22 protein-coding genes are annotated in these 24,267 nt (G+C 67.9%); 7 read left to right on the plus strand and 15 right to left on the minus strand.

From position 1 onward, the window contains the following. Nucleotides 1-3: 3 nt before the first annotated feature. From EPN29_05265 to EPN29_05280, 4 genes are read right to left on the minus strand one after another with little or no spacing between them, the layout of a single operon-like run. Entirely contained in the window at nt 4-441 is a 438-nt protein-coding gene (locus tag EPN29_05265; GenBank protein ID TAN33685.1) for a DoxX family membrane protein, read from the minus strand. Between the two features lie 58 nt (nt 442-499). Continuing rightward, complete coding sequence (locus tag EPN29_05270; GenBank protein ID TAN33686.1) at nt 500-1,837, minus strand: B12-binding domain-containing radical SAM protein; 1,338 nt, start codon at nt 1,835-1,837, stop codon at nt 500-502. Further along, nucleotides 1,834-5,550 carry a glycosyltransferase gene (locus tag EPN29_05275; GenBank protein TAN33687.1) on the minus strand — a complete coding sequence of 1,239 codons (3,717 nt, stop codon included), beginning with the start codon at nt 5,548-5,550 and terminating at the stop codon, nt 1,834-1,836. Before EPN29_05275 ends, EPN29_05270 begins: the two co-directional genes overlap by 4 nt. Continuing rightward, nucleotides 5,436-6,350 carry a hypothetical protein gene (locus tag EPN29_05280; protein TAN33688.1) on the minus strand — a complete coding sequence of 305 codons (915 nt, stop codon included), beginning with the start codon at nt 6,348-6,350 and terminating at the stop codon, nt 5,436-5,438. Before EPN29_05280 ends, EPN29_05275 begins: the two co-directional genes overlap by 115 nt. Nucleotides 6,351-6,469: 119 nt before the next feature. On the opposite strand from EPN29_05280, the gene pruA reads away from it, so the two are divergent. Genes pruA through EPN29_05295 form a run of 3 tightly spaced genes read left to right on the plus strand, consistent with a single transcriptional unit; the run spans nt 6,470 to nt 10,015 of the window. After that, nucleotides 6,470-8,104 (plus strand): L-glutamate gamma-semialdehyde dehydrogenase, encoded by a 1,635-nt coding sequence (gene pruA / locus EPN29_05285; GenBank protein TAN33689.1) that lies wholly within the window; start codon nt 6,470-6,472, stop codon nt 8,102-8,104. Between the two features lie 46 nt (nt 8,105-8,150). Continuing rightward, nucleotides 8,151-9,143: an ATP-binding cassette domain-containing protein gene (locus EPN29_05290; GenBank protein TAN33690.1), complete on the plus strand. Its 993-nt coding sequence runs from the start codon at nt 8,151-8,153 to the stop codon at nt 9,141-9,143. Between the two features lie 5 nt (nt 9,144-9,148). Continuing rightward, complete coding sequence (locus tag EPN29_05295; protein TAN33762.1) at nt 9,149-10,015, plus strand: ABC transporter; 867 nt, start codon at nt 9,149-9,151, stop codon at nt 10,013-10,015. On the opposite strand, the gene EPN29_05300 is transcribed toward EPN29_05295, so the two are convergent. Next, the gene (locus EPN29_05300) at nt 9,869-11,098 is read right to left on the minus strand and encodes a DUF2029 domain-containing protein (GenBank protein ID TAN33691.1); all 1,230 of its coding nucleotides are present in this window, start codon (nt 11,096-11,098) and stop codon (nt 9,869-9,871) included. The two genes, EPN29_05295 and EPN29_05300, sit on opposite strands and share 147 nt — an antisense overlap. Before the next feature lie 8 nt (nt 11,099-11,106). Here EPN29_05300 and EPN29_05305 point away from each other — a divergent pair, with 8 nt between their 5' ends. Further along, entirely contained in the window at nt 11,107-11,679 is a 573-nt protein-coding gene (locus EPN29_05305; protein ID TAN33692.1) for a GNAT family N-acetyltransferase, read from the plus strand. On the opposite strand, the gene EPN29_05310 is transcribed toward EPN29_05305, so the two are convergent. Next, complete coding sequence (locus EPN29_05310) at nt 11,676-12,341, minus strand: transposase (protein TAN33693.1); 666 nt, start codon at nt 12,339-12,341, stop codon at nt 11,676-11,678. The genes EPN29_05305 and EPN29_05310 overlap by 4 nt on opposite strands. A 408-nt stretch (nt 12,342-12,749) precedes the next feature. Here EPN29_05310 and EPN29_05315 point away from each other — a divergent pair, with 408 nt between their 5' ends. From EPN29_05315 to EPN29_05325, 3 genes are all read left to right on the plus strand, one after another. Further along, nucleotides 12,750-13,337 (plus strand): hypothetical protein, encoded by a 588-nt coding sequence (locus tag EPN29_05315; protein TAN33694.1) that lies wholly within the window; start codon nt 12,750-12,752, stop codon nt 13,335-13,337. 220 nt (nt 13,338-13,557) lie between these two features. Further along, nucleotides 13,558-14,337: an ATP-binding protein gene (locus tag EPN29_05320; protein ID TAN33695.1), complete on the plus strand. Its 780-nt coding sequence runs from the start codon at nt 13,558-13,560 to the stop codon at nt 14,335-14,337. Nucleotides 14,338-14,364: 27 nt separating this feature from the next. Then, nucleotides 14,365-14,676 (plus strand): hypothetical protein, encoded by a 312-nt coding sequence (locus tag EPN29_05325; protein TAN33696.1) that lies wholly within the window; start codon nt 14,365-14,367, stop codon nt 14,674-14,676. 172 nt (nt 14,677-14,848) lie between these two features. On the opposite strand, the gene EPN29_05330 is transcribed toward EPN29_05325, so the two are convergent. The 9 genes from EPN29_05330 to EPN29_05370 all read right to left on the minus strand — a co-directional run bounded on the left by EPN29_05330 (nt 14,849) and on the right by EPN29_05370 (nt 24,257). Further along, nucleotides 14,849-15,775: a hypothetical protein gene (locus tag EPN29_05330; protein TAN33697.1), complete on the minus strand. Its 927-nt coding sequence runs from the start codon at nt 15,773-15,775 to the stop codon at nt 14,849-14,851. Next, a complete protein-coding gene (locus EPN29_05335) occupies nt 15,232-16,908 on the minus strand; it encodes a hypothetical protein (protein TAN33698.1) in 1,677 nt (558 codons plus the stop codon). The genes EPN29_05330 and EPN29_05335 overlap by 544 nt, the downstream gene beginning before the upstream one ends. A gap of 308 nt (nt 16,909-17,216) precedes the next feature. Further along, on the minus strand, nt 17,217-17,840 hold the full coding sequence (locus EPN29_05340; GenBank protein ID TAN33699.1) for a LysE family translocator: 624 nt from the start codon (nt 17,838-17,840) through the stop codon (nt 17,217-17,219). Between the two features lie 16 nt (nt 17,841-17,856). Next, nucleotides 17,857-18,693, minus strand: a complete 837-nt coding sequence (locus EPN29_05345) for a zinc ribbon domain-containing protein (protein ID TAN33700.1) — start codon at nt 18,691-18,693, stop codon at nt 17,857-17,859. Next, on the minus strand, nt 18,630-19,880 hold the full coding sequence (locus EPN29_05350) for a PrsW family intramembrane metalloprotease (GenBank protein TAN33701.1): 1,251 nt from the start codon (nt 19,878-19,880) through the stop codon (nt 18,630-18,632). Before EPN29_05350 ends, EPN29_05345 begins: the two co-directional genes overlap by 64 nt. Then, nucleotides 19,811-21,457: a hypothetical protein gene (locus EPN29_05355; GenBank protein ID TAN33702.1), complete on the minus strand. Its 1,647-nt coding sequence runs from the start codon at nt 21,455-21,457 to the stop codon at nt 19,811-19,813. The genes EPN29_05350 and EPN29_05355 overlap by 70 nt, the downstream gene beginning before the upstream one ends. A gap of 129 nt (nt 21,458-21,586) precedes the next feature. Continuing rightward, nucleotides 21,587-22,960, minus strand: coding sequence for a cation transporter (locus EPN29_05360; protein TAN33703.1), 1,374 nt, complete (start codon nt 22,958-22,960; stop codon nt 21,587-21,589). Next, the gene (locus EPN29_05365) at nt 22,957-23,217 is read right to left on the minus strand and encodes a hypothetical protein (GenBank protein ID TAN33704.1); all 261 of its coding nucleotides are present in this window, start codon (nt 23,215-23,217) and stop codon (nt 22,957-22,959) included. The genes EPN29_05360 and EPN29_05365 overlap by 4 nt, the downstream gene beginning before the upstream one ends. Before the next feature lie 29 nt (nt 23,218-23,246). Next, the gene (locus EPN29_05370; protein TAN33705.1) at nt 23,247-24,257 is read right to left on the minus strand and encodes a potassium channel protein; all 1,011 of its coding nucleotides are present in this window, start codon (nt 24,255-24,257) and stop codon (nt 23,247-23,249) included. Nucleotides 24,258-24,267: the final 10 nt, after the last annotated feature.

Genomic DNA, 24,267 nt, shown 5'->3' on the forward strand with positions numbered 1-24,267 from the left:
GCCTCAGCGCAGGTAGGCCGGCACCCAGTTGAAACGCGCCAGGGCGAACGGTCCAGGTCCGGAGACGATGACCTGTGCATTGGCCAGGACCGCCAGGTAGTAGAGCCACCGGAAGCCGTCGTCGTGGACCGCGAATGCGACCGTCAGCGCGAGGTTGCCCGCGAGCAGCAGGCCGAGCACTCCCGCCCAGCGGGTGCCCAGCCCAAGGATCAGCAGGAGGGCGACCAGCGTTTCTCCCGCTGCCTGCGCGAGCGCGAATGGCTGCCAGTTCGGAACGACCACGGACACCAGGAACTCGTGGAGCCCTGGGAGCGGGTTGGCGTTTGCGGTCGACGTGATCACACCGCGCATCCAGCCGACGCCCTGCCATTTCTGGCTCGCGAAATACAGCCAGAACAATCCCACCGCGAAGCGGTACAGGCTCGGCCAGGCTTCACTCATGCGCAAGGACCACGACTACAAGATCGGGCAACGGCTGGCCAAGGCGCAAGCGCGCCCCTCAGCGAAGCGCTCGCAACAACGGGTTGGTGGCGAGCTCGAAGGCGCGGGCGGCGGGTTGCAGGTGCATGCGGTTCAAGCGGTGCTGGATGGCGCCCTTCAGGATCGCCGCGCGGAGCTTGTGCTCGGAGAAGTCGGTATTGAAGAGCAGGCGGTTGTGACGCACCTTGTGCCACTCCCCGCGCCGGCGGCGCTCCCGTACGCGCTCGTAGAAACCGGTGCCGGGCAGCGGGTAGGCGATCGTGTAGCTCACGTAGTCGAGCGGCAGGCTGCTCGAAAAGTTGATGCTGCGGATCAGCGATTCGGTCGTCTCGCCGAGGTATCCGACCATGAAGAACCCAGCCGCCTTGATGCCGGCCTGGACACAGGCCTCGACGGCCGCCCGGGCCTGGTCGGGGGTGATGCCCTTCTTCATCTCCTTCAGCACCCGCTCGTCACCCGACTCGATGCCGAAGAATATTCGCTTGCAGCCGGCGCGGCGCATCTGCTCGAACAGTGCGCCGTCGACGTGGGTGACGCGGCTGAGGCACTCCCACGTGAGCGGTAGGTGCGCATCCTCGATGGCTTCGGCCAGCTCGAAAGTGCGCTTGTAGTTCAGCGTGAAGAGGTCGTCCGACATCCAGATGTGGTCGTAACCGAGCTCAGCGATCTCGCGCATCTCCGCCACCACGGACTCCACCGGCCGCGCGCTGAACAACTCACCGAATACCGACTTGTGGCAGAAGTCGCAGCGGAAAGGACAACCGCGCGTGGACATCAGCGGCGTGGTCGCGTCCTTCCAGTGCTTGCGCCAGTACCGGATGTACTCGGCATTCGGGACGTCACCGCGGTAGGGCAGCGGGAGTTGGGACATGTCCTTGGTGCGGACCCGGGCCTGGCCCCGCACGATTTCGTCGTCCCGCTTGAAGACCAAGCCGGGGATCTCCTCGAAGCGCCGGTCGTCGAGGTGCCGCATGATCTGGACGATCGTCTCCTCGCCCTCGCCGACCGCCACCAGGTCGAACTGGTCGACGAACGTGTCGGGTTCTCCCGAGGGATACGGACCGCCGACGACCGTCAGCGCTTGGCCGCGCACCTGCCGCGCGAGGGAGAGTGCCTCGTCCTGCATGGTGATCATGCAGTAGATGCCGATGACCGCCGGCCGCAACCGGCTGATCTCGTCCAGCACCTCGCGGCGCTCCATGAAGGTGTGGTCGATGTGCCTCACCGTGTAACCGGCGCGGCGGAGGGAAGCGCTGAGGTACATGAGCCCGAGCGAGGGCATGATCCAGTGGCGGCCCCGCTCGGGGACTCGCTGCGGATAGACGAGCACCACGTCGGCTCTTTCCATTGGCGTCATCTAGCCTCCTGCACATTGATCTGATAGGTGGTGCCGGCGAAGGACGCCGGGAAGAGGTAGTCGAGTCCCGCCCAGTCGAAATCGGGTGGGATGAGCTCGCGGCCCCCGTGCAGGGTCGCGCCCGGCAGCGCCGGCACCGACCACTCGACGTCCAGGCGGGCGGAGCGAAGCCGCGCCCAGCTGCCGGTGACGGGCATCCAGTTGCCGAAGTCGCCATCGACGTAGGTGCGGCTCTGGTCGGCGGCGAAATCGTTGAAGGCGGCCGACTGCTCGTTGAGGATCCCCACCTGGCTGTAGCCGGTCGCGAGCCACAGAGGCCGCACCGTGATGGAGATGCCGCTCGGGTCGACGGTGTAGGTGACCTGGACCTGGCCGCGTGGGGCGATCGGCACGAAGGCATAGCGATGGGCGGCGTCGCCTCCGATCTCGTCCAGGTCGAAGGTGCGCTGCCAGATCGCATGGGTCGAAGTGGAGACGTCGACCGTGGTCGCGGTCCGCGAGTAGACCCAGCCGTCGGCGTAGCGCACGATCGGGACGCCGAAGCCCATGCCCTCTCCGGCGATGTCGGTGCGAGCCACCTTGAGCGTGACCCCCTTGGTGAGTGGTGCGGTTTTGCCCCGCGCGGGCATGGGCGAGATCGCCGCCTCGACGCCCGGGTAGATCGACTGCAGGGCCAGGGCGGCGCCCAACCTGTACGCGTAGACAGGCTTGCCGCCGCTGACCTGGTAGCGGCTCGGCTCGCCGAGCGATTCGAAGGGAGGGCTCGCCCGGCCCGCGGCCAGGTCGGGAAACACGATGGCCGCGCGGTAGTAGCTGACGTTTTCGACCACGAACTCGGTCACCCCCCTGGCACGCAGCCAATCGATCGCCCGGCCGCGGTCGAGCGGAAGCGCTTGCGAACCGGTGATCTCCGACGGTGGCTTGCCGCTGTAGAACGCGACCACGGGCGAGTCCGTGACGAGCAAGCCGGAGCTGCCGCTCGCCGCCCTGCCGGCCGCGACCAGCCCAGTGTTGTCTGCGGCAAAGCTCGCGAACACGGGTAGGAACGCGACCGCCAGCAGGCCCGCCGCGCCGGCCGCCGCGAGGCGAAGCGGGGAAGCGTGCCGGTCCAGCACCGCCGCCGCGAGCAGGGCCAGCGCCGGCAGGGCCGGGTATAGGTAGCGATGGCTGCCGGAATACGCGCCGATCGCGACCAGGGCGAAAACCGCGGCCAGGTACACGAGGGCGGGGACGTAGAGGAATCGAAGCACGGACTTGCCGCCCGTGGCGTCGGGTTGGCGGACCGCCATCGCCAAGCCGGCCAGCCCCAAGGCGAAGAGCGGCAGCGCCGCGAGCCCGAAGCTGCCGGCGAGCTCCGCCAGCCTGGCCATCGCCCCGCCCGGCAGGCTGCCGCGAGCGGTCGCGGACATGACCTCGACCGAGCCCCGGGCGACCGAGTGGCTCGCGGGCGCGAAGCCGAGCTGAAAAAAGACCAGGAGGGCGATCGCGGGCACCGCCCAGGCGATCGCGGGCGCCTGCCACCCGGCCCCACGGCGCCTGCCCGCCAGCCCCCTTCCGTGGGGAGCGGGGGCGGCCGCGAGCAGCGACTCCACCACGGCGAAGGCGACGGCGGCGGCGACCCAGATCCAGGCCTTGGTCGCGGTGGCGCCCGCCAGCGCGGCCAACAGAGCCGCGACCTTCATGCGCCCACGGATGGCGGCGAGCGCGGCGCCCGTCAGCAGCGCGGTGAGCAAGGGCTCCACGACCGTGGATCCGGACGTGAACAGGAAGACCGGGTTGAGCACCAGCAGCGCCACCGCGAGACGGGCCTGGCGAACGCTGGACGCGAGTGCGTAAACGCAGGCGAGCGTGGTCACGCCAAGCAGGGCGCCGAGGGCTTTCAACGCCCCGATCTGCCACAGGCCGAAGAGGCGGAGCACGGCGGCCGCGAGCAGGTGGTAGCCGGGCAGCCAGGTGTCCTCCATCCCGAAGAGCGGGTCGTGCAGCTGCCCGGTCGAGGCCAGGTTCGCGGCGATGAGCCAGTGTCCGTAGCCGTCCTCGAAGGGCTCGGGCATCTGCGCCGCTGCCAGCAGCAGCAGTCCGCAGACGGCCAGCAGGCCGAGCGCCGGGGCCGCGGTCCGAAGCCGTGACAGCGCCCGCCGTCCGAGGTTGCGCAGCGTGAGCACCTCCAGGAACTCGAGCCCGCTCAGCGCCGCCACGGTGAGAAAGCCGAGCCCGAACATGCTCGAGTACACGGCGACCATCTCCCGGCCCATCGAGACGGCGAACGGCACGATGGCGAGCGCGGCCAGACCGAGCAGCGCTTCGGCCAGCGCCCGCGGATCGCCAACCCGGACGTAGGCCTGGTCGCGCCACTCCTGTCCGCGCTGCACGATGCGGTGCTTCGGGGTGCGGACGAACTCCCCGCCGTGACGCATGGCCGAGAACAGCGCGATCATCGCCGTCAGCGACATCCCGGCGCCGACGACCTGGCACAGCAGCGACGGCAGCCCCGCCCACCAGCTGCGCCCGCGCCGGGTCTGCGCGACGATGAAGCCGATCCACGGCGAGACGCCGATGAGGATCACGAGCACGGAGGCGTCGGCAAGCTGCCACGGAAGCTCGTGCCGGCCGACGATGAGCAGGAGCGCCGGGTAGCACATGAGCTGGACGAGCATCAGCGGCCCGACGCCGTAAGCCAGCAGGTGGACGGTCGCCTGGAGCTTGACCGCGGCCCGGTTGCGGCTGCGAAGCACCGGCACCAGCAGCTTGAAGGCGGATTGAAAGCTGCCGGTCGCCCAGCGGGACTGCTGGCGGCGATACGCGTCGATCGAAACGGGAAGCTCTTCCGGCACGACCAGGTCTTCGAGATAGGCGGCCCTCCACCCGCAAAGCTGGGCGCGGTAGCTCAGGTCCAGGTCCTCCGTCAGAGTCGCGGCGCTCCAGCCACCCGATGCTTCGATCGCGATGCGCCGCCACACTCCGGCGGTGCCGGTGAAGTTGGTGAAATAGCCGTTCGCCGACCGCACCGGCTGCTCGATGAGGAAGTGGAAGTCGATCGCCAGCGCCTGCAGGCGGGTGAACCACGAGTACGCCTCGTCGAGGTGGCCCCACCTGGCCTGCGCGAACCCGACCGCGGGGTCGTCGAAGGCGGCCATGATCCGCCGGAGAAAGTCCGGCGGAGGCACGAAGTCGGCGTCGAAGATGGCGATGAACGGCGCGTCTGTAAGCTCCAGGCCGTGGGCGAGCGCGCCGGCCTTGTAACCGGCGCGCGAACCGCGCCTGACGTGGGTGGCACGGATCCCCTTCCGGCGCCAATGAGCCACCCGGCGCGCGGCGATCGAGGTGGTCTCGTCGTCGGAGTCGTCCAGGACCTGGACCTCCAACCGATCGGCGGGCCAGTCGAGGGCACAGACCGCGTCGAGGACGCGCTCGGCGACGTAGCGCTCGTTGTAGATCGGCACCTGCACGCACACGTGCGGCTCCTCCCCCTGGGCGATGGAGCGGCGCGGGCGGGCCCGCAGGCGAGTTGCCCGCCACGTGAGGAACAGCAGGTTCACGCCGAAGGCGAAGAGGGCGGTGGTCGTGACGGCGAGGATGCCGACGATGATCGCGCTGATCAATCGGCGCGCGATCCGTCGAACAGGGTGTAGGGACGCATGGTCGCGCGCACGAAGGCGACGCGCGCGAGCGCTTCCGGACGGTGGCGGCGCGTCCACTGCATGTATCGCCATGCGGTATGGCCAAAGACTCGAGCCGCGCCGTCGAGGCGCTTGGGGAAGAGCGCGGCCGGCACGCGCCGGGCGGGTGGATCGATGAGGAGGGGCGCGGGCTTGCGGGCCAGCTGCGGGAAGTGGTCGAGCAGCGGCGGGTTGGCGTCGATCAGCTCGTTGATCGCATCCAGTCCGAAGACGGGCTCGGCCACCAATAGCTCGAACGCCATGTCCGCGTCCTGCCGCCGCAGCGGCAGGCACTGGGAGCGCTCGAGGATCAGGTTGGCGGTCATCAGGCGCGGCGCCAAGGGCCGTCGCGTGAGGTCGTCCACTGGCTTGGCGCGATGGGGGATCGCATGCAGCAGGCCCAGAAGGTTGACGGCGACGTAGGCCAGGTGGCGGTGGCCGTCGTCGACGATGAGGTTCAGGTCGACGTCGTCCGATTCGCGAAAACCGCCGCTCGCGAGCGAGCCCGCGATCGAGACGCTCCGGATGAAGGGCGCCAGGGCGACCAGGGCGCGGACGAAGCCAACGGTCAACCGCACGTAACGCCCCGCCTCCGAGCCGTGCGCCAGCGCTCGCGAGCGGATGTCCGCCACCCGGCTGGCCGCGGCGCGATCGACCACCAGGTCCTGCACCAGCTCCAGGTCCGGGCTGGCGGCCACCGCCCAGCGGACCTCGTCGCCGGAGATCGAGCCGCCAAGGCACAGCCCGGCGAGGCGCTCGGGCGTCAGCGCGTAGCCGCGCCGCTGCAGCAGCGCGACCGTCTGGCGGACCCGGTCCGACGTGGGTGCAGAACGGGCTGGGGCGTAGCCAACCACCGCGGCGCCTCCAAAAGTGATGACCGAGTCAAGGTTGGATACGAGGCCGGGTTACGTCGGACGCCCGATTGGGTCATCATCGACGGTGACCCCACCAAGCCAACACGCGAGGAGCGGAGATGACGGCCGACGGACACTTCCGAGTCCCCAACCCAGTCAACGAGCCGGTGCGCCCGTACACCCCCGGCGATCCCCACCGCAAGAGCCTGAAGGCCCGGCTCGCCGAGCTCACCGACGCCCGCACCGAGGTGCCGATGCAGATCGGCGGCGAACGCCGCTGGGGCGCATCGAAGGGCGACCTGCGCTCGCCCCACCGGCACGAGCTCACGATCGCTGAGTACGCGAACGGTGCGAGCAAGGACTTCGATGACGCGGTCGAGGCCGCGCTCGCGGCGCGAAGGATGTGGGCGGCCACCTCGTACGCCGAGAGGGCGGCCGTGCTCCTGCGGGCCGCGGCGCTGCTGGCGGGCCCCTGGCGCGACACGATCAACGCCGCGACGATGCTCGGCCAGTCCAAGACCGTGCACCAGGCCGAGATCGATGCCGCGTGCGAGACGATCGACTTCTGGCGCTACAACGCCCACTTCGGCGACCAGCTTCTGAGCCAGCAGCCGTTCAACGACGGCACGGCCTGGAACCGGCTCGAATACCGGCCGCTCGAGGGCTTCGTCTTTGCGGTCAGCCCCTTCAACTTCACCTCGATCGCCGGCAACCTGCCCACCGCGCCGATGCTCATGGGCAACACGGTGATCTTCAAGCCGGCCACCCAGACCTTGCTGGTCAGCCACTTCCTGATGGAGCTGTTGAACGAAGCTGGGCTTCCGCCGGGCGTGATCAACATGGTCAGCGGCAGCGCGGCCGAGATCTCGGAGCGGGTGATCGGTCACCGGGAGCTCGCCGGCATTCACTTCACGGGCTCGACGGCGGTGTTCCAGGGCATGTGGCGCGAGGTGGGCCAGAACATCGACCGTTACCGCACCTACCCCAGGCTCGTCGGCGAGACCGGGGGCAAGGACTTCGTCGTCGCCCACGCCTCGGCCGATCCCGATGCGCTGCGCACCGCGCTCGTCCGGGGGGCCTTCGAGTACCAGGGCCAGAAATGCTCGGCGGCCTCGCGCGCCTACATCCCGCAGTCGATCTGGAAGCGCCTCAAGTCCGAGCTCGCCGACCAGGTCGAGGCGATCCCACAGGGCGACGTCGCCGACTTCCGCAACTTCATGGGCGCGGTGATCGACGGCAAGGCCTACTCGAATCACATGAAGGCGATCGACTTCGCCCGCCAGGCGGACGGCGCCAAGGTCATCGCCGGCGGCAAGGGCGACGACAAGGTCGGCTGGTTCATCCGCCCGACGGTCATCGAGGCGAGCGACCCCGACTTCAAGCTCCTGCGGGAGGAGCTCTTCGGCCCAATCCTCACCGTGTATCCCTACGCCGACGGCAAGTTCGAGGAGACGCTCGAGCTGTGCGATCGGACGAGTCCCTATGGCCTCACGGGTGCGATCTTCGCGCGTGACCGGCAGGCGATTCGCAAGGCGTCCGAGACCCTGGTCAACGCGGCGGGCAACTTCTACATCAACGACAAGCCGACCGGTGCGGTCGTCGGTATGCAGCCGTTTGGCGGCGCCCGCGCGTCGGGCACCAACGACAAGGCGGGTTCGTTCCTGAACCTGATTCGCTGGGTGAGCCCCCGCGTGATCAAGGAGACGTACGCACCGCCCACCGATCACCGATATCCGTCCATGGACGCGGAGTGAGCCGCCGCCCGGTCCAGCCCTGAGCCTTGTAGAGTCGGATGTGGCCATGACTGAGGCCGGGATGGTGATTCAGGCCCAAGGCCTGGTCAAGCGATATGGCGCCCTCGAGGCCGTGCGCGGCATCGACCTCGGGGTGCGCGCGGGAGAGATCTTCGGCTTCCTCGGGCCGAACGGCGCCGGCAAGTCGACGACCATCTCCATCCTCTGCACGCTGCTGACCCCGACGGCAGGCACGGCGCGCGTCGCCGGGATCGACGTCATGCACGACCCCGCGGGCGTGAGGCAGCGCATCGGACTGGTCTTCCAGGACCCCTCGCTGGACGATCAGCTGACCGGGCGCGAGAACCTGGAGTTCCACGCGTTCATCTACAGCGTCCCGGCATCGGTGCGGCGCCAGCGCATCGACGAGATGCTCTCCCTCTTGCAGCTCACCGATCGCGCGGGTTCGCAGGTCAGGACCTATTCAGGAGGCATGAAGCGGCGGCTCGAGATCGCTCGTGGCATGCTGCACCAGCCACAGATCCTCTTCCTCGACGAGCCCACGCTCGGCCTCGATCCGCAGACCAGGCAGAGCATCTGGGCGCACCTCAATGCGCTTCGCGGGGCCAAGGGCATCACGATCTTCATGACCACGCATTACATGGACGAGGCGGAGTATTGCGACCGGATCGCGATCATCGACCGCGGCCACATCGTCGCGCTGGGCACGCCGGACGAGCTGAAGGCGATGGTCGGCGGCGACGTGGTGACGATGACCTCGAGCCGGCCTGACGAGGCGGCCACCGAGATCCGGGAGGTTCTCGGCGTCACGCCATTTCGCGAGAACGGGACCCTTCGCATGGAGGTGCCGGACGGTAAGGCGTTCGTGCCGCGGTTGGTGCGCGAGCTGGTGGCGCCGGTCGACACCGTCTCACTGCGCCGCCCGAGCCTCGATGACGTCTTTCTCAAGCTGACCGGCCACGCCATCCGTGACGAGGAGGCCGGCACCAAGGACCAGATGCGCGCGATGGCCAGCCGCTGGATGGGACGGCGGCGGTGAGCGGGATCGCCGTCGCCGCGACGCCGGCCGCCACGACGGCCCCCGCCGACACGCGCCTTGCCAGCCTGCGCGCGATCTACATCATCTGGTACCGCGACATCCTCCGGTACTGGCGCGACCGCTGGCGCCTGGTCGCTTCGCTGGCGCAGCCGCTTTTGTTCCTGATCGTGTTCGGGTCCGGCCTGAGCTCCTCGCTGAGATCCGGCCTCAGCTTCGGCTCCGGCGGCCTCTCCTACATCCAGTTCATGTACCCCGGCATCATCGGCATGGCCATCCTCTTCACCGCCATCTTCGGTGCGATGTCCATCGTCTGGGACCGGGAGTTCGGCTTTCTCAAGGAGGTGCTGGTGGCGCCCATCGACCGCTGGTCGGTGGCGATCGGCAAGGCGCTCGGCGGCACGACCCAGGCCATGATCCAGGGCCTGGTCCTGCTGGTCCTGGCGCCGCTCGTCGGTGTGAAGCTGAGCCCGCTCACCGTGCTGGAGATCGTTCCGCTCGCGGCGGTGCTGGCGTTCGGGCTGTCGGCGTTCGGGGTTGCCCTGGCCTCGATGATGAAATCGCTGCAGGGCTTCCAGGTGGTGATGAACTTCCTGATGATGCCGATGTTCTTTCTCTCGGGCGCGCTCTTTCCGCTCACCAACCTGCCCGGCTGGATGACCGTGCTGACCCGGCTCGACCCGGCGTCTTACGGCATCGATCCGCTGCGGCGCGTCGTGCTCTCGGACTCAGGCCTGCCCGGTGCGCTCATCGACGGGCTCAGCCTTTCGATCAACGGTCATGCGCTCGCCATCCCCCTCGAGGCCGGCATCATGTTCGCGTTCGGCGCCGTGATGCTCGCGATCGCGGTCATCAACTTTCAACGCCGCGACTGAGAGCAGCGCCAGGCTCGTGAGCTCGCCGGCGATCACGGGCAGCGGCCCCCAGAAGGTGATGCCCTCGACCGCGATCACGGCGGCCGGCACCAGGACCCAGGCCCGGGCCGGCCCGCCGGCTCGGAGATAGAGCCAGCCGGCGAGCCCGAGCATCACCAGGTCGTCGAGATGCAGGTAGGGGCTGGCCAGCAGGGCGCCGATCAGCGCGGGCAGCAGGATCCATTCGGGGCCTCTTCGGCGTAGCCGGTATGAGAGCGCGAGCGCCCAGAGCGCGATCGCGCCCTGGACCGAGCGGGTCACGGCCAGGCTGCCGATGAGCGGTGCCAGCGTGAGCTCGCGGTTCACCGGTACGCTCGCGGCAAAGCTCAGGCGTGCCTCGTAGGCGGCCATGCCCTGGGGTCCGAGGCTGATCGCCGACGCGATCCCCAGCAGGCCGAGGGTGAGGACGCTGAACCAGAAAGCTCGGTGCCTGCCCGCCACCAGCAGGGCGGCCGGGACCAGGAACGCCAGCTGCGGTTTCAGCGCGAGGACGCCGAGGGCGACGCCCGCCCAGCCCGGCCGGCCCGCGCCCAGCAGCGCGCAGGACGCGGCGAGGCCGAGGGCGACCAACAGCCCCGGCTGGCCCAGCTGCAGACCGTAGATGACCGGCAGCCAGCCCAGGGCGGCGGCCAGATGGATGAGCCGCGCCGGACCGTGCCCCGGAGCGGCCAGGCGCCAGGTCAGCGCGAGGGCGAAAAGGAGGAGTGCGCTCCAGATCCAGTACGCGACCGGGTATGGAAGCGCGGTCAGCGGGAGCACGGACCAGGCCACAGGCGGCGGGCTGATGTAACGCGCCAGCTCCGCGATCTGGATGCGCGAGCCGATGGCGTCCAGCTCGACCTGCTGGAGGTGCAGGTCGTAGATCGACTGCCAGCCGTGGCCGAGGCCGACGCGCGCCGCGGCGTAGTAGAAGGTGAAGTCGTTGTGGAATGCGTCGGACAGATAGGCGAGCGCCCACTGGTACAGGTCGAAAGTGGCGAACAGGGTCGCGGTGACGGCCCCGGCGGCGATACCGAGGTTGCGCCAGCGCCGCGAGCCGCCCATGGACGCGGATGTTAGTTGGCCGCTACCTTGTTGCCATGCTGCCGCCTCCCTTCGAGCCTCGCCTCCTCGAACTGCGCGACGGGACGAAAGTCCACGTGAGGCCGATCGCCCCCGATGATGAGTCGCGACTGCACGAGGCCATGGCGGCGATGTCCGAGCGATCCGTGTACTTCAGGTTCTTCTCGCCGCTCAAACGTCTGCCCGACGCGCTCGCGCACCGGCTCGCCGTGGTCGACTACAAGGACCGGTTCGCGCTGGTCGCGACCACCCACAAGCCGGCCAGCAAGGACAGGGAGCGGATCCTGGGGGTGGCGCGCTACGACCGTGTGGCGGGGACCGAGGTGGCCGAAACGGCGGTGGCGGTGGTGGACGAGTTCCAGCGCCGCGGCCTGGGCGGTGCACTCATGGCCATCCTCGGCCGGGTTGCCCGGGAGCACGGGATCAAGACCTTCTCACTCATCGTCCTGCCCGAGAATCGCCAGATGCTCGGGCTGCTGCGGAAGATGGGTTGGATCCACCAGGCCAAGCTGGCCGGAGGCGTATACGAGATCACCTTCGACCTCCCGGCAGAGAGCCGCTAGTTGTACTTCCCAGGGACGTTGTTTACAAGCGCCTGCATCGGCGTCGTGCCTAGCTCGGTATGGATCCGGTGGCGGACGTAGTAGTGGATCCAGTTGGGCAGAGCGTCCTTGCGCTCGGCGTTCGACCTGTAGAGCTGGGCGTAGGCCCACTCGCGAAGCGATGTTTTGATGAAGGCCTCGGCCTTTCCATTCGTCTGCGGATGGAAGGGCTTGGTCGGGCGATGCTTGGCGCCGATCTCGCCGAGGCTTGCCTTGAAGCGTTTGGAGAGCATGTAGGCGTATGCCCGGTCCGTCATGACGCGCTCGATGTGGACTCCCAAGCTCTCGAAATAGGAGGCAACATCGAGAAGGAACTCGGCTGCGGTAAGCCCGTCGTCATGGTCGAGGACCTGACCGAAGGCAACGCGAGAGCAATCGTCCACAGCGACGTGGTAGAACTCCCAGCCACCACCTCGTCGGATTCTTGCGCTGTTGCCCAAAATGGCGTGGCCACCGCCATCTGGTATACGGCCCAGCCTCTTGACGTCGAGGTGAACCAATTCGCCGGGGTTGTCTTTGACATATCGGATCCGGACTCCGGTGACACGGTCGACGTCAGACAATCGCGACTCCCCGGCGCGTCTCAAAACGGCGTGGACGGTCGACGGGGCCATGTCCAGCATCAGCCCAATCTGATGAGGTCCCCAGCGCAGACGTCGTCGAAGATCGAGGATCGCTTCAGTCCGATCGCTAGAAGTTGTCCGCGCCTCTTTGATGCCGTCCCGATACGTGGTAGCGGTCGATGGTGAGCTCGGCGAGGGGGAAGTTCGCACCTCGTCGACCCCCCGATTCAGGAGCTGGAGCACGCGGCTGTCAGAGATCGTCGCTGAAGTTGGTCACCTTGGCGGCATCTCCGCCGTGGGCTTCAAGGTCGGTTTTGAACTCGCCGATCACCTTCTTCTCCCGAGTCGGGTGGCGAACACGACTTTGGCCCGGTCCAGGTCGACGAACACGCTGACGTAGTCGTGGCCACGGCGGTGGCTGGTCTCATCGACGTTCGTACGGCGCAACGTACAAGGTCCGCATCCTCAATGAATACGGCGAAGATCCTGGTCAAGGGCGTGGTCGAAAACCTGGTCGGCTATGCCCAGCGCGACTTGGTGGTTCCGGAAGGCAACTTCGGCGGCAACGTCGCCGAGGGCAACCGTCAGGCCAAGCTGTGGGGAATCGAGGTCAATGCCCGCCTCCATAGCGAGACCCAAGCCGTGCCGGCGATGCGCCTCGAGCAGGAGCGTCAACTGATGCGACCGCTGCCGTCCTTGCGACCGGCGCCGTGCCGAGGTGAGCTGCGCAAGGTGAACAAGACGCAGACGATTCGCTTCGGCTCGGCGCGCTACTCACTGCCGACGGAGTGGGTCGACAAGGTGGTCGAGGTCTCGGTCGTCGACCACCAAGTGGTGTTGGCCTATGACGGTCGCCAGATCGACCGCCATCCGCTCAGGCTCCGGGCGAGGTCTCCATTAAGGACGAGCACTACAAGGGCAAGCCCAGAGTGCCGGCGCGGGCGATTCGTGTTCGCACCGGAACCGAGCGTGCCTTCATCGCGCTCGGTCCTGCAGCCGAAGCCTTCCTCCGCTCAGCTGCAGCGACCGGCAGTTCGCGCCTGGCCGCTGAGCTAGCCGACATCGTCACCCTGGAGCGAAGCTGGGGCCACGACCAGCTGCTGACAGCCCTGGAGCGGGCGACTCGCTTTCGCCGCTTCAAGGCCAAGGATGTGCGCGACATCCTGGCCGCGGGCTGGCTCGCTCCCAACCCCGCACCGCCGGGCAAGACCTTGAAACTGAATTTGCCTGAAGTCCCGGTCCGACCTCTCAGTGCCTACGCCTTGGAGGAGGTTCGATGACCGCTCCGGCGGCCGCTCTGGCGCCCGACTTGGTCGCCGGACTGCGTCGACTCAAGCTCGCTCGCGTCAGGGTCATCGCGCCCGAGGTCTGCCAGACCGCCAAGACTCAGCGCTGGGCACCAGACGAATTCCTGCGCACCCTCATCGAGGCCGAGCTTGCCGCCCGCGACGAGTCCAACCTGCGCGGCCGCGTCAAGCAGGCCGGCTTCCCGGTGGTCAAGAGCCTGGACGACTTCAAGGTCCAGGCCTCGTCGGTGCCGCAGGCAACCTTCAACTACATCGCCGGCCTGGAATGGATCCGCGCCAAGGATAACCTCTGTCTGGTCGGTCCCGCCGGCACCGGTAAGTCTCACCTTCTGGTTGGCGTCGGTCACGCCGCCGTGCAGACCGGGCTACGCGTTCGCTATTTCACCGCATCCGACCTCGTCGAGACGCTCTATCGCGGTCTGGCCGACAACTCGGTCGGTCGGGTCATCGACAACCTGCTCCGCGTCGACCTGGTCATCCTCGACGAGCTAGGGTTCGCCCCTCTTGACCCAACCGGAAGTCAGCTCTTCTTCCGCTTCATCGCCGCCGCCTATGAGCGACGCAGCCTGGGCCTCGCCAGTCACTGGCCCTTCGACCAGTGGGGTCACTTCCTTCCCGACGAGACCACCGCCGTTTCAATGATTGATCGCATCCTCCACCACGCGGTCGTGGTCGTCACCGAGGGCGAGTCCTTCCGCATGAAAGAGGCCAAGACTAGAGGAGGTGAGCTGGCTAGAAAGAAGGCTTGAGAAGCCTCACTGGGTGCGGACTTTCAGTTGGCCAAAACCGCGGACTTTGAGATGGCCATTGACAGAGCACCCGGCTGGTCAGTTTCAGCGATCGTAGGTGGTCAATTTCGGCGATCGTCATCAGTTCTCCGTGGTCTGGCCGTCGCCCTGTCGGTAAGCGCCGACCTGCTCATCTTCGATAAAGAGGAACGCGGCCCCGACGACACCCTTCGCCTACAGATCGAGGCCGCCGCCCGACTCAACCCCGAGGAGAAGAAGGCTCTCATGCTCATCTTCGAGGGCATCCTCCTCCAGCACCAGCACGCAGAAGCAGCCCTCCGCCTCACTCGCGTCAGCTGAGGGCGATCAAACAGTCAGCGACAGGAGCAAGCAGCTCACCGCCCGACAGCGATAGAAGACCGCCGTCGAGCGCCTGAAGGCGAGCCTGAGTTCGAAACTCGATTCGCCGTCCCTTCTTCCTCCCCAAGCGCGACTCCTGACCCCTGCCGATTTCGTCGATGACGACCTCGTTTCAGCCGACCCGTTCCGGCTGACCGGCGACTCGGGACATGAAGTCGGGGCTCTCACAGGTCAACACATATCGCCGCTCATCGGTGTCAGTCGCCGGCTGCGCCGACACATAGGCGACAGCTGCCTTGAGGGAGCGCGCCACATAGTCAGAGTCGGAGTCCGACGGCAAGCGTTTTGTGTCCCACGTCCCCCCAGCACCCACGGGCAGCCACCTGCCGTCTTCGCGCTTGGTCCACACGTCGCCGCCGAGGATGGCATAGCCGTTGGCGGCAACTGCGGCTGCAACCTCTGGCACGTCGTTCTGCGTCCACCCGAGTTCACCAGTGAAGAACCGAGTGGCCCGCTCGAGAAGCGCTGCGTTCAAGAACCTGGAGATGTCCACGGTCACGTTCCCGGCGCGAAGAATCGGTGCGTGATCTCGCCCGCGCCATTGATGACCCACTGGTAGGTGCCAGAGCAGCCGTTGATGAAGCCGGGCAGATTGACGTACGTGTAGGCTTGGCCGTCGGCCCCGACTCCCGCAGTTGCATCGCTCTCGTTGACCATGCTGTCCATCAGGGTCGGAAACCCGTGGTAGTCGTCTTGGCTCATCTGAGCCAGCACTCTCGCGGTGTAGATCCCACCAAGCGGTCCATAGACCGCCGCGGCTTCGGAAGTCGCTGCTATTGCACCACTCACCGCTTCGATCCCGGCCGCCACGGCTGCGCCCCCGCCGGCGACGAAGATGACGCCGGCAATCGGCGCTGCGATCACGACCGACTCGGCCACTCCGAGCGCGACCAGCGCGGGATTGCTGCTGTGCAGGTTGTCGACCGCGTTGCCCACGAACGCGCCGACACCACCAACCACCGCCGCGGCCGCCTGGTTCCACCACGCGAGCCCCGCAGGATCTGTTCCGTTCAGCGGCGTATCGCCGGCGTAGGTATATGCCTGCCGCGTGATCCGCACCATCGGGTCACGAGACATGAACTGGCCCGTCCCCGGGTCGTAATACCTGGCCCTCAAGTAGTAAAGGTCGGACTCAGGATCGAGATACTGACCAGCAAATCGGAATGGATTGGTCAGTGCTCCCGTGCTGGCGACCAGGTTCCCATACGGATCGAACGTGTAGGTGGCCTGGCCTGTTCCCGATGAGTCGGTCACTAGCCGCGTGGATCCGAGCTGGTCGTGGTGTAGATAGTAGGTTGCGCTGCCGCTGATCTGCTCGAGCGGCAGCCCGCCAGGTCCGTACACGTAGGCCGTGGTCCCGTCTTTGAGCAACAGCGGTAGGCCTGCGGCCATATCCCACACGAATTGTGTGGTAGCGGTGGCAGTTTTGGACATTCTCAATCCGTCGGCGTTGTAGCCGTAGCTTGTGGTGCTAGCCGCGGCGTATTTGGTCAGGCGGTTCGCCTGGTCGTAGGTCAAGGTCTGGGCTTGACCCGTAGCCGGGGTGACCGATGTGCGATTTCCCCGCGTGTCGTACTGGTAGGTGGTCGCGCCGGTCGGGGGAGTCGAGCAAGTACCCGACGTCGATGCCGTCCAGCACAGCTCGTCAGCATTGTTGAAGACCTGCTGGGTGCTGCCGGTCTGCGTGAGGTTGTCGGCAGCATCGTATTTGTAGGTAATACTGCTCGGTGGGGGCGAGGAACAGGCGGTCAGGTTTGCGGCCCCGGCATAGCAGAGCTGATTGAGCGGTGTGTACTTGTAGGAGCCGGCCCCAGTCGAAGCCGAGCTGTCGCTGGTCAACTGGTTGGCGGCGTCGCGAGTGTAGTTGGCGGTGAAAAGGGGCACGAGCCCCTTGGTCACCTTGATCGCGCTCAGCCGATCGGCGTTATCGAAGGTGGAGGTGTCGACGACGCCGGATGCGGTCGGGAGAGTCTCAGTCGTCAGGTTGGAGTTGGCGTCGTAGCCAAAGCTCGTCTGGTTGCCGTTCCAGTCCTGGACCGAGGTCCAGCGACCGGCGGCGTCATAGCCTCGACTCACGTTTAGATTCCCCGGGTACGTGATCGTGGTCGGCAGGTTGCGCAGGTTGTAAGCCCATTGCACCTGGGCGCCGTTGCCGTTGGTGTAGCTGACCATCCGGTGGAGGCTGTCCAAGCTCCAGGCACTGGTGCCCGTACCGTCCGCCAGCCCGGTTCGCTGCCCGTCGAGGTCGTAGGTGATGCCGGAAACGTTGGGCGTGAGGCCGTCGCTGTAGTTGATCCCGATCAGCTGGTTGGCCGCGTCGTAGGCAAAGCTGGTACAGGCGACCCCGGGAGTGGCGCTGCAGTTCCCGCCGGGATCCTGCTTGGTGAGCCGATTGCCATTGCCGCAGGTGGGCCTAAAGATTCCCGCCCTGCGGCAGGCCGCTGACGCGCTCCAGTGGGCCCGAATTTCGGGAAGGACTGCTATAGCCGCTCGACCGCCAGCCGGGCTCCGAAGCCGAGCAGGACCACGCCCGTGACCCGTTCCATCCACTGGCGAACGCGCGGCGCGGTGATGAAGTCGCGGATCCGCGTGACGAAGATGCCGTAGACGTTCATCCAGGTCCATCCGATCACGGCGAAGACCAGCCCCAGCAAGAGCAGGCGGGGCAGCAGCGCCTGTCCCGGAGCCACGAACTGCGGCAGGAAGGTGACGAAGAACACTCCCAGCTTGGGATTGGTGAGGGCGGAAAGAAATCCCTGCCGGAAGATGGCATGCGCGGGCGCGGGCGGCGGCGTGCCGGCCAGGAGGTCGGCGGGCCGGCGCCGCGAATCGTTGAGCGCGCGCAAGCCCAGGTACGCGAGATAGGCGGCGCCGGCAATTTTGAGCATGAACAGCAGCTCGCTCGAGGTGCGCAGCAAAGCCGAGAGGCCGACCGCCGTGGCGGTGACCCAGATCGACAGCGCGAGGGCGATGCCGGTCGTGGTCAGGATGACTCCCCGCCGGCCGTGAGCCAGCGCGTTCTTGGTGACGACCGCCATGTCAGGGCCGGGCGTCACCGCCAGGAGCAGCGAGACGCCGGCGAAGGCGAGGAGCTCGGAGTCCACGTTCACCGATTTTGCACTAGCCCCAGCGGAACTCCTGGCACAGGTAGTCGAACTCCTGCCCCTCGGGCATGCCGTGCGGGGAATTTTTCGGGTCGGCCGGCCCGACGGCAAGGATGACCACGGTCACTCCCTGCCGGCTGGCGACGATGACGGCAAACCGCACCTTGGCCGCCTGCGAGTTCGCGCCGATTAGGTTCGCGGCGTAGACGGCTCCGATCCCATCCTGGCTGCCGATGTGCGCGCCCTTCAACCCTGAGACCTGGCTCACGTCCTGCCACTCGGACGAGGGCAGGGCCGAGACCGTGCTCCGCATCACCGAGTCGAGAGGCTGGCCGGCCTTCATGCCCGTGACCTGAAGCGTGCCGAGCTTGGTGCCGAACGAGATCCCATCGGCGTCCTGGTTGCGCACGGTCCACTGCGCGCTGTAGTCCACCTCGTACTTGAACGCCGCGCTGCGGTAGGTGCTGGACTCCGGCAGCGGGGTGAGGATCTTGGGACCGCAGCCGGCCTTGCACGCCGGGTGATTCCCGACGGCTCGAGACACCGCCAGCGCGCTCACTCCCAACATCGCGATCGCCAGGATCACGAGCAGGCCGCCGGCGATCGCGATCGGTGCGAGCTTGGACCGGCCCACCGTGGGGTAAGCCGTGCGCTGGGCCATCGGGTAGGTGTAGGGGGCCGGCGCCGCCATCGCCTGGGGGACCTGGGCCGCGCCGCATCGACCGCAGAACCCGGCGCCGGGGACGAGCCGGCTGCCGCATCGGCCGCAGAAACGCGGCTGGGCGGCCATCAGGCGGCCCCGCCCGGTCGCGGCCGGCCCTGCTTCGGCGCCGCCGCCCGCGCTGCGCCGCACGCCGGACAGAACGTCATCGCCGGCACGACCCGGTGACACTCGGGGCACGGCCCGTCGGGACCGATTTCGTGTTCGGCGCCTTCAGCCAGAAGCGCCTCGTGGATCACCAAACGGACGTAGAGCAGCACCGCGACCGTCGCCAGCACGCGGCTCGCCACCACCGTGACGAGGTCGGGGAGGGCGAGGTCGAGCGTGGCGAGCAGGACCTGCGATCCGATGGCGACGACCAGGGCCGCAAGGATGCTCGATGCCCACGGCCGGCCTGCCCGACGCCGGTTGTAACGATGCAGCCACACCGATGCCGCGATCAGGGCGGTCGTGCTGGCGTTGACGAGTGAGACAAGGATGCCCGCCTGGAGCAGCCGGAGGGACCAATCGAGTGGGGCGCCGGTCGCGACCAGCGGGCCGTTGATCAGCGGCCAGAACGCGGCGAGCGAGCTGCTCAGGGTGAATCCGAGCGCCGACGCCGCGCCGAAGGTGAGGCCGTCGAGCGGCTCGCGAAACCGGCCTCCCAATAGGAAGAGGAACAGCGGCCCGGCGAGCATCAGGGCTTGCGCGACGATGGGGAGGGCCACGCCGGCGAGCACGAAAGCGTTCTCCCTGTCGCCCGTGAGGTTCAGGTGGGCGACGGCGCCGCCCGCGAACGTGATGAAGGCGTAGCCGAGCACCACGCCGGCGACCATCGTTGCCCCGATGACGAGCCATGGCTCGCTCTCGTACACCTCGACCTCGTACAGGTACAGCAAGTAGAGCGCCGGCAGCAGGAACGTCGCGGCGGCCGTGGCCGGAGCGAACAGGTGCAGGGCCGCCAGCAACACGACCGCGGCGATGCCGGCGATGAGCGCGGTGCGGAAGGCGCCGCCGCGGCGATGGGGCAGATGCGGGAACAGCGTGCTGATGATGGCCACGTGCGCCACCGCCTCGGAGGGCACGGCCGCGAAGGCGTGGCGGCGCGAACGGCTGGCGGACGTGAGGTGCGCGCCGCAGTGGCCGCAGAATGCGCCGGCAGGCACCGGCATCGCGCAGTGCGGACACGTGACTAGCGGCGGTGCCTCGTGCGGACGGGCGCCGCTATCACTGGCGTCCTTTTCCCGCCCGCCACGGCGTTCGGAAGGGCTCATGCCCCGCCACCCTTGATGTAGAGGATCCACGCGGCATCCAGCGCCGCCCCGTCCATGCTTCCCCATCCGGTCGCGAAGTCCCAACCCGGACCGGCATCGTAGGCGAGGTTGTTGCCGATGCTCACGTCATGGAACGGCTTGGCGGGCAGCTTCGATGCGTTCTCGCCCATCCAGTAAAGGGCGGGGTTGGCGAAACCCGTCTCGCGCAGCCCCTTTTGCCTGAGGTCCTGGTCGATCAGCGCCACCGTCGCGGCCCACAGCGGAGTCGCCGCCGAGGTGCCGCCCGCCTGCCCGTCCTGGCCCTGGAAGAGGATGTGGAACCCGGTCGCCGGATCGGCGTCCGCGGCCACGTCAGGCACCTGTCTCAGGCCGTGCCCGGCGGCCGCCGCCTCGCTTTTCTGGTAATCGGGAACCGGGTAGAACTGGCTCGGCCCGCCGCCGCTGCCGCTCTCGTCGAGGGGGCTCCCCCATGCGGCTTCCCTGAAGTACGCCCCCTGCAGGGACTCGAACACGCTCGTGCCGCCGACGGCGGTCACGGTCGGCAGGGTCGCCGGGAAACTGGCCGCGGGATCCTGGTCCTGGCCGCACGTGTAGGCGCCGTTGTCGCCGCTGGCGACGAAGTGCGACATCCCCTCGGCCACAGCGCGGTCCTGGATGCTCGCGTACGTGTTGCGGTGACCGCTCGGCGTCTGGGACTCGCACGAGCCGAGGCTCTCGGAGATGATCGAGCCCAGATGATCGGTGACCATCTGGTCGAAAGCGCGGTCGCCGTGCCCGAAGTCCGCGGCGGAAAGGTAGACGACCAGGTGCGCTCGGGGGGCCACCTCGTGGATGATCTCGAGGTCGAGCACGGTCTCGCCTTGAGGTTTTGCCGGCGTGCCCCAGCCGGGGTCACGCTTGATCGTCAAGATCGGATCGAAAGGCGGCAACCCGAACTCGGCGGCGAACTGGTCGAGGTCGTTGAGGTTGGGCAGGTCGTCGATCTCCGGCAGAACGATGGTTTCACCAGACCCGTCGAGTCCCCTGTCCCGCAGCGCCTTGAGGTCGTAGAAAGCCAGAACGTCCGTGGGCGTCAGTCCGCCTGGGCGGACCGCCAAGCCCCGGGCCCGGTGGTAATCGTCGAGCCCACTCACGCTGCCGGCCACGACGGCCAGCGGCGGTGGCAGCTGAGGCTCGTCCAGCGACGCGTAGAAGGTCGTGCCGTCGGCCCGCCGGTAGGCCTCGATATCCATATGCAGCAGTGAGGCCGCCACGGGCGCGGGACCGTCGGCTGCGATCACGCTCGATCCCTCTCGCCATGAGGCGCGGAGCCCGGCACCGTCCAGCGCCGTCACGGCTCGCCGCACAAGGGCGGGGTCGGGCCCGAACTCGGCGGCATACGCGGCCGGCGTCACGGTGCGACCCGAGGCGATGAGTGAGGCCAGCAGGTCCGGCCGGCGAACCCTGAGGCCGAAGCTGAGAGAGACGATGGTCGCCGCGCCCGCCGGGCCGAGGTGGGTCGACGCGCGGATGGCGCTGGCGATGGGGGCGGGCGGCTTGCTTTCCGTCTTCGCTGTGATGTGAGGGCCCGGGGGTGGGGATCCACAAGCCATGGCGGTCGCGCCCGCCAGGAGGGCGAGCGCCAGCCCGGCTCGGAACTTCACGGAGACGTAGCTTCCCAGACCCCAGCCTCGAATGCCACCTCAAAACCGAGCATTTCGTACAGGTCGAACGCGCGCGTGTGGTTCCAGACAGCTCGAGGATGGCGGGCAGGTCCTCCTCGCGACCGGGTCTCATGCGGTCGCCCGCGCCACCACCTCATGGACCTCTGGCATGGCGCGCCGGATGTTCTCCTCCAGCTCGGTTTCGATCTGGTGCGCATGCTCCAGGCTGACGTGGCCGGAAACCTCGGCGACGACGTGCGCATGGATGCGGTGGTGGCGGTCGCTCAGCTCGACGTCGACGCATCGCTGCACGTCGGGATGCGAGGCGACCACTTCGCGCATCCGCGCGGCGAGGTTGGCCCGTCGCGCGGTAACGTCCTCTCCCGCCACCAGATGCGGCTCCATCGGCTCGAGGTGGATGTCGATGCGCGTGGCCTCCGGCAGCTCTGTGCGCAGGGTGTGCTCTAGTCCGGCGCTGGCCCGGGTCGCCCTGGCGAGCGTTATGTCTCCAGGCAGTTTCGCGTGCATCGTGAGGTGCAACGACCCGTCGGCTTCACGCTCCACCGTCACGTTGTGGAGGTCGCGCACGCCGCCGTTGCGTGCCGCCGCGGCATGGATGCGCTCGACCAGGTCACTCGGCTGCGCCTGTCCCTCGACGAGCACGGTCAGGTCGAGGGTGGGCAGGACCGAGCGGGCTTTGAGCTTGACGTCACTGGCGAGGGCTCCGGCCGCTTCGACCGAGAGCATGCGGGCGGTCGCGACGCTGGCGTCGCCGATGAGGTTGGGCCCAGACCGGCGCACGCGTACGGATCTCACCTCGCGGACCCCGCTCACACCCTGGATGGCGGCGCGCAGCTGCTTCTCGGCTCCAGCCGGTGCGCGGTCGATGAGAATGTCGCCCGAGTGCCAGGCCAGCAGCGCGGCGGCGCGCGCGATGATCGCGGCCACCAGCAGCGCCGCCACCGAGTCCGCCCAGGCAAAGCCCATGCGCACGCCCACCAGCCCGGCGAGGACGCCAAGCGTGGCAAGGACGTCGGCGAGCCGGTTGGTGGCGTCGGCCAGCATCGCTTCGCTGTCCGCCAAACGGCCCACCCGCCGCAGGATGCCGGCCCGGCCTGCCTCGACCAGCAGGGTCGCGAGCAGGAGCGCGAAGGCGTAACCGGCGGGGTTGACGATGCCGCCGCCCACCAGCAGCCGGCGCAGCGCTTCGAACGCTATCCCCGCCGCGGTGACCATCAGCAGAACGCCCTCGGCGAAAGCAGCCAGGTTCTCGGCCCGGCCGTGCCCGTACGGGTGCTCGGAGTCGGCGGGCTTGCGCGAGGTGCGGACGGCGATCAGGGTGAAAGCGCTCGCCACCAGGTCGAGGGTCGAGTGGACCGCCTCACTCAGGATGCCGAGGCTTCCGGTGAGCAGGCCGACGATGAGCTTGCCCAGCACCAGCGCCACGCCGATGAAAACCGAGCCGAGGGCGACGAGCTCAGGGCGCCGTCCCAGCGATTTCATGTCACCGAAAACTCTAGACGCAGCTGGCTTGCCGGCTTGGGCCAGGTCCAGCAGCCCGTCGCGTGCGAGCTGGTCTTGGCCAGTTCCAGCAGCCCCGTCGCGTGCGAGCTGGTCTTGGCCAGTTCCAGCAGCCCCGTCGAGTGCGAGCTGGTCTTAGCCAGTTCCAGCAGCCCCGTCGCGTGCGAGGTGGTCTTTGCCAGTTCCAGCAGCCCCGTCGCGTGCGGGCTGGCCTTTGCCAGGTCCAGCAGCCCCCTCACCGGACCTCTCCCCAAAGGGGAGAGGGCATTTATTTGAGCATGGCGGCTGAGGCGAAGAGCTGGTTCTCCGAGCCCAACGCGATGACCAGGTCACCCGCTTCCAGTCGCAGGTCGCCGTCCGGGCTGACGTGCAAGGATCCGTCGCGCCGTCGCAGCGCGAGCAACCTGGCCGCGGATGGGTCGAGCAATCCGGACTCCTGGATGGTCTTGCCGGCGGCGGCCATGCCCGCCGTGACGAGCATCTCCTCCACGCCGATCTCCGACTCGCGGTGATGGAGGGTGTCCAGAACGTCGACCACCGCGGGGCGGACCGCGAGCTCGGCCATTCGATGCCCGGCCATCAGGTAGGGCGAGATGGCCCGCGTCGCGCCCGCCAGCTCCAGCCGCCGTATCGATTCCGGGCGGCCCCCCCTCGCGATGATGTAGAGCTCCGGGCTGAGCGCCCGAGCGGCGAGCGTGATGTAGACGGCACGCTCGTCTGAATCCACCGCTGAGATCAAGCCTCGGGCCCGCTCGATCCCCGCCTGCTTCAGGATGTCCTCGCTGGATGCGTCGCCCTCGACGTGAAGCCTGTCCTCGGCGCGCAGCCGTCCCAATGCCTCTTCGGTCTGGTCGATGACCGCGTACCGGACCTTGTGCCGTTCGAACTCAGCCACGATCTGGGTCCCGATGCGGCCGTAGCCGCAGATGATGAAGTGGTCGCGGAGCTGGCTCAGCCTGCGCTCCAACTGGCGCTCCCTCCTGTAGTTGCCAAACGCGTTGTCGGCCAGGGTCTCGGCGAACACGCCGAAGCCATACAGCATGGTAGCCACCCCGACCACGATGAGCGCCGAGGTGAAGACCTTGCCCGCGGCGGCCTGAGGGTGGACCTCGGTGTATCCGACCGTGCTGATGGTGATGATCACCATGTAGAACGCGTCGAGCAGATTCCACCCGTCGATCAACATGTAACCGGCGATGCCGCAGACGATGACCACGGCGAGGAGCACGATCGCAAGTCGAAATCGGAGCAGCGGGTTGGGCGCGCGCGCTTTCCTCACCGCTTTTCCG

The sequence above is a fragment of the bacterium genome (genome assembly GCA_004299235.1).
Taxonomy (GTDB): Bacteria; Chloroflexota; Dormibacteria; order Dormibacterales; family Dormibacteraceae; genus SCQL01.

Excerpts from the sequence above, each read along its gene's own strand:
- EPN29_05265 (TAN33685.1), bottom strand. The coding sequence starts at position 441 with ATGAGTGAAGCCTGGCCGAGCCTGTACCGCTTCGCGGTGGGATTGTTC.
- EPN29_05270 (TAN33686.1), bottom strand. The coding sequence starts at position 1,837 with ATGACGCCAATGGAAAGAGCCGACGTGGTGCTCGTCTATCCGCAGCGA.
- EPN29_05275 (TAN33687.1), bottom strand. The coding sequence starts at position 5,550 with ATGGCGATACATGCAGTGGACGCGCCGCCACCGTCCGGAAGCGCTCGC.
- pruA (TAN33689.1), top strand. The coding sequence starts at position 6,470 with ATGACGGCCGACGGACACTTCCGAGTCCCCAACCCAGTCAACGAGCCG.
- EPN29_05290 (TAN33690.1), top strand. The coding sequence starts at position 8,151 with ATGACTGAGGCCGGGATGGTGATTCAGGCCCAAGGCCTGGTCAAGCGA.
- EPN29_05300 (TAN33691.1), bottom strand. The coding sequence starts at position 11,098 with ATGGGCGGCTCGCGGCGCTGGCGCAACCTCGGTATCGCCGCCGGGGCC.
- EPN29_05305 (TAN33692.1), top strand. The coding sequence starts at position 11,107 with ATGTTAGTTGGCCGCTACCTTGTTGCCATGCTGCCGCCTCCCTTCGAG.
- EPN29_05310 (TAN33693.1), bottom strand. The coding sequence starts at position 12,341 with ATGCTGGACATGGCCCCGTCGACCGTCCACGCCGTTTTGAGACGCGCC.
- EPN29_05315 (TAN33694.1), top strand. The coding sequence starts at position 12,750 with ATGAATACGGCGAAGATCCTGGTCAAGGGCGTGGTCGAAAACCTGGTC.
- EPN29_05320 (TAN33695.1), top strand. The coding sequence starts at position 13,558 with ATGACCGCTCCGGCGGCCGCTCTGGCGCCCGACTTGGTCGCCGGACTG.
- EPN29_05335 (TAN33698.1), bottom strand. The coding sequence starts at position 16,908 with ATGGTCAGCTACACCAACGGCAACGGCGCCCAGGTGCAATGGGCTTAC.
- EPN29_05350 (TAN33701.1), bottom strand. The coding sequence starts at position 19,880 with ATGGGGAAGCATGGACGGGGCGGCGCTGGATGCCGCGTGGATCCTCTA.
- EPN29_05360 (TAN33703.1), bottom strand. The coding sequence starts at position 22,960 with ATGAAATCGCTGGGACGGCGCCCTGAGCTCGTCGCCCTCGGCTCGGTT.